We start from the raw sequence: 8,371 nt of genomic DNA on the forward strand, positions 1-8,371 counted from the left end.
GGGATGACGAACACGGCGGCGAACGAGGTGTGGCGGCGCTTGTTGGAATCGAAGGGGGAAATGCGCACCAAACGGTGGACGCCGATCTCCTCTTTCAGGTAGCCGAAGGCGAACTCACCCTCGCAACGCACGGTAACGCTCTTGATCCCGGCCTCCTCGCCGGCCAGGATATCGGTGATCTCGGTCTTGAAACCAAGGCGCTCGCCGAAGCGCAGGTACATGCGCAGCAGGATCTCGGCCCAGTCCTGGCTTTCGGTGCCGCCGGCGCCGGGGTGGATGCTCAGGAAGGCGTTGCTGGGATCGCTTTCGCCGTTGAGGTAATGCTTGACCTCGGTCTCCTCGACGTATTCGCGGAAGAGATCGATTTTCTCCTCCAGCTCGCCCAGGAGATCGGGGTCCTCGTCGATCAGCTGGAAATAGGTCTCCAGTTCCTCGATGGCGAAGCCCAGTTTCCCCTCGACTTGCAGAAAACTGTTCAAGATCTTTTTTTCCTTCTGCAAACGGGCCGCCTCCTGGGGCTTGCTCCAGATGGCGGGATCGGTCAGCCTGGCGTCGATTCCCTTGATTTGTTCGGTCTTTTGGGCTATTTCAAAGAAACCCCCGGAGATCGGAGGCTTTCTGCTTCAATTGGACGAAGAGATTTTTGATTTGCGCCAGTTCCATTTTTCAATTGTAATTGGTTTCGCCATCTCCGTCAAGTAGAACTTTCCATAAGCGGACGCGTAAGATATAATGAAAAAATGAGCCCCTGCCTGCGCTGTGGAATTTTTTTGCTGTGCGCCCTGCTGCCGGTTCGTCATGCGCCCGGCATGGAAAACCCTCTGCCCAAAGGCTTTGTTCCGACCGTAAGCGAGGAACGTTACGGACTCCCCGAACAAAAATTGGCCAACGGCTCCATCTTCGACTACATGGACGGCGGCGGCATCGTTTATCTCGATCACGGTTTTCGTGAGCTCGTCCATCGCGAATTCTCCGATGCACGCAACCGTCGCATCACCTGTGACTGCTTTTTCATGGCCAGCGCGGCCCAGGCCCTGGCCGCCCTGGCCGACCCGCGCATCGCTCCCGAAGGAGGTAAGCCTGCAGCGCTGGCCGCCCAGAACAAGGCCTACCGCTTTCCCCCCGATTATTTCATTTACCTGGCATCAGACGAGCGCTTGATCTATCTTCACGTCGATGACGATAGCTTGGCCGCCATACTGGACCAATTCGCGGCCGATATCCTGACCCAGCAGAGCTGGATAAGAGCCTTAGATAGCAAATTCAAAATTTGTTCTAAAAAGATATCAAATTTTAAAATTTGCTATAAGGCTCTAAAATCCCCAAAGGAGGAAAAAAAATGAAGAGAAACAAATGGATTCCATGCATTTTTGCGCTTGTGGCACTGGCCGCTCTTTGCCTCAGCGTCGATTTAACGGCCGCGGCCAAGAGCCGGGTCGTCCTGGCCCGCAACGCGAAGGCGATCAACGACCGCAACCAGGCCGACGCCAAGGAGACCGCCCGCCTTTTCGACCGGGCGCTGCTGGCGCTGACCGGCCGGAAAACCGCGGCCGATTCCTGGAAAACGCTCGGGCTCAAACCCGACGACGTGGTGGCCGTCAAGATCAACTGCAATACCTGGACCATCGGCCTGAGCCCGCATCCTGAACTCATGGCCGCTCTGTGCAACAGCCTGCAAACAATGGTCCCGGCCAATCGCATCATCGTTTATGACAACGATTCGGAATCCTTGATTGCCAGCGGCTTCGCCATCAACCGCACCAGCAGCGGCGTGCGCTATACCGGGACCGACCAGGGCGACGGCTTCGATGCCCAGGAGCGCTTGAGCAAAATCGTCACCCAGACGGCCACGAAGATCATCAACCTGGCCTCGCTGAAATGCGCCGACGGCGACCTGGTCGCCAGCCTGCTGCTCAAGAACCAGATCGGCTCGCTCCTCCCCGAGGACATGCCCAAGTGCCACAAGGATGCCGATTTCCTGGCCGGAGTCTGCGCCCGGTCCAGCCTCAAGAGCAAGACGATCCTGAACATGGTCAGCGGTTTGCGCGGCACCTACCGGCGCTCCGTCCCCTGGTACTGGGGCGGGATCATCATCGGCAGCGACCCGCTGGCGGTCGAGATGAGCGCCATCGGCGTCATCAACGAGAAGCGGGCGCGGGAAAAAGTCGACCCACTCCCGGTTCCCGAGCACGTGAAGATCGCCGAGAAAAAATACGCCCTGGGCACGATCGACCCGGCCAAGATCGAACAAATCAAAATCGACCTGTAATACAATATAAATAAACCGGAAAGATCATCGCGAAATTATCCCTGTTCGCTTTGTTCCCTAAAAAAATGGAGTGCTACTTATAGGCTATAGAATGACTACAATCCCGGCCCGCAGGCTTAATCCGCTAAAATCGATTTTAGCTTCCCGCACGAAATTGACGCTTGGTACAGTCGGTGGACTGACCAAAAGGTCAATATAGCCGTAATTGTCGATGAAAGACTTCGTCGCTTCCCAATAGTAGAGTTTTCCATCCCAACTGCCATCGCCGGTGATCGACGTTTTGCCCTTGAATCCGGATAGCGACGCGTACCGGCCTACGCCCTCGATGAAAAAATGCACCCCGGTAGAAAGTTTTAGTTCCAAACCGAGGCCGCCGTGAAAACCGGTCCCCTGGGCACTGGCATCGATGATGTATTCCATATTCGGGTCAACATCCGTGAGGGATTCCAGCCGGGTTTTCGCCGAATAATACCCCGCTCCGGCATGGATAACGATCGTCAGAGAATCTTTGACAGGCATGAAATAAAATACACTCAGCTTCGCCGGAACGGCCTGAACTTTTCCGAGAATGTTCCAGTTGATTTGCTTCGTCAGTGATTGGAAGGCAAATACCGAAGATTTCGTCGCCATGATGTATTCCGTACCCACGCCCAATCCCCAATGCGGCGACAATTGCAGAATAACGTCGCCCCCGACATTCAAGCCGAAGTGAACGGGATTGAACGACCCCGTTTGCTGTGTATACCCCTGTAAATTCCGGTAGGCTTTCCAATAGTCGGTCCAGCCTTGCAGACCGCTGTTGAGGTCTCCGCCCTGAAGATAAATCCCTCCGCCGAAAATGCGAAATTTAAAGGCGCTGGCCTCCATTTTCAACGGAGCGATAAGCAACAAAGATAAAAGCGTCAGTCCGACAAACGTTTTTTTATTCATGGTTCCCCCTTTTTAACAATCTTTGTTCGTCCCGACAGTGCAAGAAACGCTGACAGGAAAATCAATTTCCCCCATACGTGTATTTTATGGAACTTTTATTTAAATTGCAATAACCGACAATGATTTGTTTAAAAGCATATCCCCGCCAGTAAGCCTGTTTCCCGGGGCGGGCTGCTGACCGCGTGTCACCGGCATTGACAATTTTACCAATTATGGAATAATGAATCCGATGGACGATCAAACCGTTGCTAAATCGTTCCTTATTGTATGAAGGTAGTCTATGTTAAAGGCTAAATTTTGTTTTGAACTATAATTTGAACGATTTGAAAACAGCCGGATATCAAAATGAAAAAACTTCTTGAGCGCATCCATATCGTGCTGGTCGAGCCCAAGCAGGCGGGCAACATCGGCTCGGTGGTCCGGGCCATGAAGAACATGGGCCTTTCCAGCCTGCGTCTGGTCAACCCCGTCCCTTTCCGCGACGAGGTCGAACAGAAGAAAATGGGCTACCGCTCCCAGGAGATCATCGAATCCGCCCGCGAATTCCCTTCGCTCTCGGAAGCGCTGCGGGGCGTTTCGCAGGTCTTCCTGGCCACGGCCAAGAAGGGAAAATGGAAGAAGGATTTCCTGTCGCCGGCCCAGGCGGCCGAGCGCATCGCCGGCAGTCACGGCGACGAGGAGATCGCCCTGGTCTTCGGCCGCGAGGACAAGGGGGTGACCATTGGCGAAAGCCAGCTGGCCAACTTTCTCGTGCGCATCCCCATGGCCGGGGGCTACCCTTCGCTCAACCTTTCCCAGGCGGTGATGGTGCTTACCTACGAAGTGTACAAGACAATCAGCATCGGCGAACACGTTGCCGAACTGCCGCGCATGGCCGAGAAACGGGCGTTCGAGCGGTTGATCGACAACATCTGGGAGCTGATGAAAAGCCTGGAAGTGCGCGAGCCGGAGAACGGCCTTTTCCACCGTTCGCTGCGCCGGGCCATGAGCCGCACCCGCTGGACCAACGCCGACGTGGCCGTGTTCGACCGCTTCTGCAAGCAGGTGCGCTGGTTCACCCAGGCGCGCTGCCGGGCCAAGGCCGGGAAGGAAGAGTGAGCCTGTGAGATTCTATAACACGTTGACCCGCCGGCTGGAGGAGTTCCGTCCGATTGAAGCGGGGAAAGTCGGCCTCTATACCTGCGGACCGACGGTCTACGATTACCCGCACATCGGCAACTACCGCTCCTATGTCTTCGAGGACCTGGTCAAGCGTTTCCTCCTCTACTCGGATTTTCGCGTGCGCCACGTGATGAACATCACCGACATCGACGACAAGACCATCCGCAAGGCCAACGAGCTCGGCGTGCCGCTGGCCGAGGTGACGCAAAAGTACATCGACGCCTTCCACGCCGACCTGCGCACCCTGAACATCCTGTCGGCCGACGTCTACCCGCGCGCCACCGCCCATATTCCGGAGATGGTGAGCCTGATCTCCAGTTTGCTGGAAAAACAATTCGCCTACGAGAAGGACGGCTCGGTCTATTTCAGCATCGAGCGTTTCCCGAACTACGGCCGGCTGGCCAACATCGAGCGCGAGAACCTGAAGCCGAGCGAAGCCGCTACGCTCGATGCCGACGAGTATGAAAAGGAGGCGGTCCAGGACTTCGTCCTCTGGAAGGGGAAGAAGCCGGGAGAGCCCTCCTGGCCGGCGCCTTTCGGCGAGGGGCGGCCCGGCTGGCACATCGAGTGCTCGGCCATGAGCATGAAATATTTGGGGCCGCACTTCGACATCCATATGGGCGGCGTGGACAATATCTTCCCGCACCACGAGAACGAGATCGCCCAGTCGGAAAGCGCCAACGGACAGACCTTCGTCAACTATTGGCTCCATTGTCAGCACCTGATCGTCGACAACAAGAAGATGTCCAAGTCACTGGGCAACTTCCACACCCTGGCCGACCTGCTGGAACGCGGCTGCGACCCGATGGCCGTACGCTACCTGCTGCTCTCCAGCCACTACCGCAAGCTGCTCAATTTCACCTTCGACAGCCTGGAGATGGCCGCGCAGGCACTGGCCCGCATCAAGAACTTCGAGTTTTCCCTCAAGGGCATAAACACGCCGGGCGAAGCCAACCCCGAGACAACTGTCCTGATCGTTGCCGGCGAAAAGGCTTTCGCCGCGCATATGGCAGACGACCTCAACATCTCCGGCGCCCTGGGGGCCTTGTTCGACTTCATCACTAGGATGAACCAGCGCATGGCCAACCTGAAGCAAAACGATGCCGCTCAGGTGCTGGAGTTCCTGCACCGGGTGAATTCGGTCCTGGGCGTCCTGGACGCAGCCGAGGAGAAACCCCTCGACGCGGTCATCGCGGAGAAAATCAGGGAACGGGAAGCGGCCCGCAAGGAGAAGGACTTTAAGAGAGCCGACGCCATCCGCGCCGAGCTGAAAGCTCAGGGGATCGTGTTGCTGGACACCCCCGACGGCGTGAAGTGGAAAAAAGAATAGGCCTGACCTCTTCGACGATTGGCTTAGCGCAATAAATTCTTGTTAAACTTGAAAGAGATTTCTAATCGAGATTGAAGACGTCCAGTTTCTTGGGATAAGTGACCGAATATTTAAAACTGATCGTTTTTTTCTTGAGCGGTTTCAGCTGCAGAAGCCATTTCAGTACTCCCTCGCGCTTCTCCTTGTCCGCGTCCTCTTCCTTGGGTTTCAATGTTGCGGGTACGGCGCTGAGCAGCTCAACCGCGATATCCTCGTTCTCGGTGACGGGGACCTGGTCGATGACCGTGATACTCTCCTCGCTTTTCTGGAAATTTTCTACAGTGATCCGGTATTCGTATACAGTTTGCACTTTCTTTCTGAAAAGGCCGGCGCCATCGGTCTTCTTCTCGACCAATTCGCGCTTTACCTTAATGCCGCTCCCTTCGCCGATGGAGACAGTGAATTTTTCGTTGGCACTCACCTGGGGAATCGCGGTGCTGGAGACGAAACTCTCATCGTAGAATATGCTTACCTTCCCGGCCAGCAGGGGGAAGGGGGCGCTGTTGGTGGCCGTGGCCTTCAGGAAGCTCTGCTCCATGAGCTTGGGGATAGCTTGATACTCCCTCTGAAAGGGGATGGACTCGACGGCCATGGTTACTTTTTGCGGAGCGTTGTTGCTCAGAATCGTCTCCTTCTGCTTCAGGGCGAAGGTAGCCGCCACTGCCTCGGCAGAGATGCCCGCGGTCGGGACCTCCATGGTCTGGATGAGCGGCTCCTTGATCACGATGACGTCTGAGTGCCTTTTTTCCCCGCCGCCACTGCCGGCAACGGCTGGCTGGTTGGGATTGAAGACATACGATCGGTCGGAGCTCTTGGTGTCGATCATCGGCGTCTGCCCGGTAACCGTCACGGCTTCATTGATCGTCCCGAGCTGCAAGGGTACGGTGATGCGGATGTTCTGGCCGGAAACCAGCTGGACCTTCTTCAGGATCGATGTTTTAAATCCCTCTAATTCAGAACGCAGCTGATACGTCCCCGGGGCCAGGTCGATGAACCTGAAATCCCCATTTTCTGAAGTGACCGTATCCTTGATTTTATACTGCCCGAAAAACAATGAAACGGTAACCCCGGGAACCAAATTCCCGTCTTCCAGGACAACCTTGCCATAAATAATGTTTGAACCCGTCATGGAAAGGGACTGGGGCCGGTCCAAAGTCTGCGGGCCCAGCGCGGGGAGTGTATTCTCCATCATTGGCCGGGCGGTCGAAAGAGTGAGGGCGGTGTTATCCCAATCCTCGCCCGTCTCCTGTCGGACCAATGCCTGGCAGGTCAATCCGGCTTCATTCTTGTCCGAGTTGAAGCGCAGGTCGTAGACGGGGGTCCAGGAGACCTGGGGAACGATGTAGGATGCATCGACCTGCAGGCTGCCGCCGCGGCTGATCTCGACCTCGATCTCGATGCTTTTCCTCTCTTTCACGCGCATCTCGATCTGCTGGCCCAGCTCATGGTCGATCACGGCTTTCTTCTCCAGGAGCTTCGCTTTTTCTATTTCGAGGTTCCTTTTTTCGTTGTTCATTTTATTCAGGTTGCTCTCCAGGAAATCGAACATCCGGGACCACTCGGCGATGCCCTTTTTCTGCAATTCCTGTTCCTTGTCCGGGGAGCCGCCCCTATCACTGAGCAGGGACCTGAGGAATTCGTCCTTGCGGTTCAAAAGTTCCATGCGGTCGTCCAGGACCCGAACCTGGTTCTCCAGTTCGCGTTGGTTCTTTTCCAGTTCGCCAATGCGGCCGATGGCGCTCTCCTCCAGCCGTTCGCTCTTTATTTTGATGTCCAGTATCTTGGCCGCGGCGCTGCCGCTCCCCGAGACGCGGACCGACTCGTCCAGCAGAGAGAGTGGCAGATTGGCTATCTTGAGCACATAGTCGCCCGGCTGGTAATCATGCTGGGCGGCCCGCTTGACCAGGGCCCGGTCACGGTAAACGGTAACCGATTCAATAGTTGATGATATGGCAATTGCTTTTGCTTTTTCACCTGGAATGGATAAAGGGTCGAGCATAATGAGGATAAATAAAAAAACAAATAGAGTTTTAGACCATGTCGTCATTGATCCCTCCTGATTGAATGGGATAAGTGGACAAATTATAACAAGGGTTAAAAAAAAATCAAGATGGATCAAACTGGGTTATCCGCCTCATCCACGGAACTTGATTCATTCGTCAAAGCGGATTTATTTTATAATTGGGTCAGCGTTTTGGATTCGATCCTGTGCAGGATGTCCTTGATCTCGGGCAGGGCCTCATGCAGGGCGTCCACCAGGCTGGGATCGAACGCTTTTCCCCTCAGCGCCTCGATCTCGTTCAGGGCGTTCTCCATGGGCCAGCTTTTCTTGTAAGGGCGATCGGAAAGAAGCGCGTCGAGGACATCGGAGAGGGCCACGATCCGTCCCACCAGCGGGATCTCTTCGCTTTTCATACCCTGCGGATAACCCTTCCCATCCCAGCGTTCGTGATGCGTCAAGGCGATGCTGGAGGCGACTTTCATCAGGGAGCTGTTGTGCCCCGCCAGCAGTTCGGCGCCGATGGTGGTATGCGTCTTCATGATTTCCCACTCCTCCGGGTCCAGCTTTCCCTTTTTCAGGAGGATGGAGTCGGGGATGCCGATTTTTCCGATGTCATGCATGGGGCTGGAAGCGAGGATGA

Annotated in this window: 8 protein-coding genes; 4 read left to right on the forward strand and 4 right to left on the reverse strand. The window is 55.5% G+C overall.

Annotation, left to right across the window (positions count from 1 at the left end; translation table 11 throughout):
- A partial coding sequence (locus NTW95_12350) for a PCRF domain-containing protein (GenBank protein MCX6558198.1) occupies positions 1-530 on the reverse strand: 530 nt, incomplete at its 3' end.
- 210 nt (positions 531-740) lie between these two features.
- Between NTW95_12350 and NTW95_12355 the strand changes: the two genes are divergently transcribed.
- Together NTW95_12355 and NTW95_12360 are read left to right on the forward strand one after the other, a co-directional pair.
- Positions 741-1,343: a hypothetical protein gene (locus NTW95_12355; protein ID MCX6558199.1), complete on the forward strand. Its 603-nt coding sequence runs from the start codon at positions 741-743 to the stop codon at positions 1,341-1,343.
- Positions 1,340-2,269 (forward strand): hypothetical protein, encoded by a 930-nt coding sequence (locus NTW95_12360; GenBank protein ID MCX6558200.1) that lies wholly within the window; start codon positions 1,340-1,342, stop codon positions 2,267-2,269. Before NTW95_12355 ends, NTW95_12360 begins: the two co-directional genes overlap by 4 nt.
- A gap of 84 nt (positions 2,270-2,353) precedes the next feature.
- Here NTW95_12360 and NTW95_12365 read toward each other — a convergent pair whose 3' ends face one another.
- A complete protein-coding gene (locus NTW95_12365; protein MCX6558201.1) occupies positions 2,354-3,199 on the reverse strand; it encodes a hypothetical protein in 846 nt (281 codons plus the stop codon).
- 345 nt (positions 3,200-3,544) lie between these two features.
- On the opposite strand from NTW95_12365, the gene NTW95_12370 reads away from it, so the two are divergent.
- Complete coding sequence (locus NTW95_12370; protein MCX6558202.1) at positions 3,545-4,297, forward strand: TrmJ/YjtD family RNA methyltransferase; 753 nt, start codon at positions 3,545-3,547, stop codon at positions 4,295-4,297.
- Positions 4,298-4,301: 4 nt separating this feature from the next.
- A complete protein-coding gene (cysS, locus tag NTW95_12375; protein ID MCX6558203.1) occupies positions 4,302-5,690 on the forward strand; it encodes a cysteine--tRNA ligase in 1,389 nt (462 codons plus the stop codon).
- Between the two features lie 61 nt (positions 5,691-5,751).
- On the opposite strand, the gene NTW95_12380 is transcribed toward cysS, so the two are convergent.
- On the reverse strand, positions 5,752-7,728 hold the full coding sequence (locus NTW95_12380) for a mucoidy inhibitor MuiA family protein (protein ID MCX6558204.1): 1,977 nt from the start codon (positions 7,726-7,728) through the stop codon (positions 5,752-5,754).
- A 176-nt stretch (positions 7,729-7,904) separates the two neighbouring features.
- A partial coding sequence (locus NTW95_12385; GenBank protein ID MCX6558205.1) for an HD domain-containing protein occupies positions 7,905-8,371 on the reverse strand: 467 nt, incomplete at its 5' end.

This window comes from Candidatus Aminicenantes bacterium, from assembly GCA_026393795.1.
GTDB lineage: Bacteria > Acidobacteriota > Aminicenantia > UBA2199 > UBA2199 > UBA2199.

Coding starts and splice junctions, on each gene's coding strand:
- NTW95_12365 (MCX6558201.1), bottom strand. CDS start 3,199: ATGAATAAAAAAACGTTTGTCGGACTGACGCTTTTATCTTTGTTGCTT.
- NTW95_12360 (MCX6558200.1), top strand. CDS start 1,340: ATGAAGAGAAACAAATGGATTCCATGCATTTTTGCGCTTGTGGCACTG.
- NTW95_12355 (MCX6558199.1), top strand. CDS start 741: ATGAGCCCCTGCCTGCGCTGTGGAATTTTTTTGCTGTGCGCCCTGCTG.
- NTW95_12380 (MCX6558204.1), bottom strand. CDS start 7,728: ATGCTCGACCCTTTATCCATTCCAGGTGAAAAAGCAAAAGCAATTGCC.
- NTW95_12370 (MCX6558202.1), top strand. CDS start 3,545: ATGAAAAAACTTCTTGAGCGCATCCATATCGTGCTGGTCGAGCCCAAG.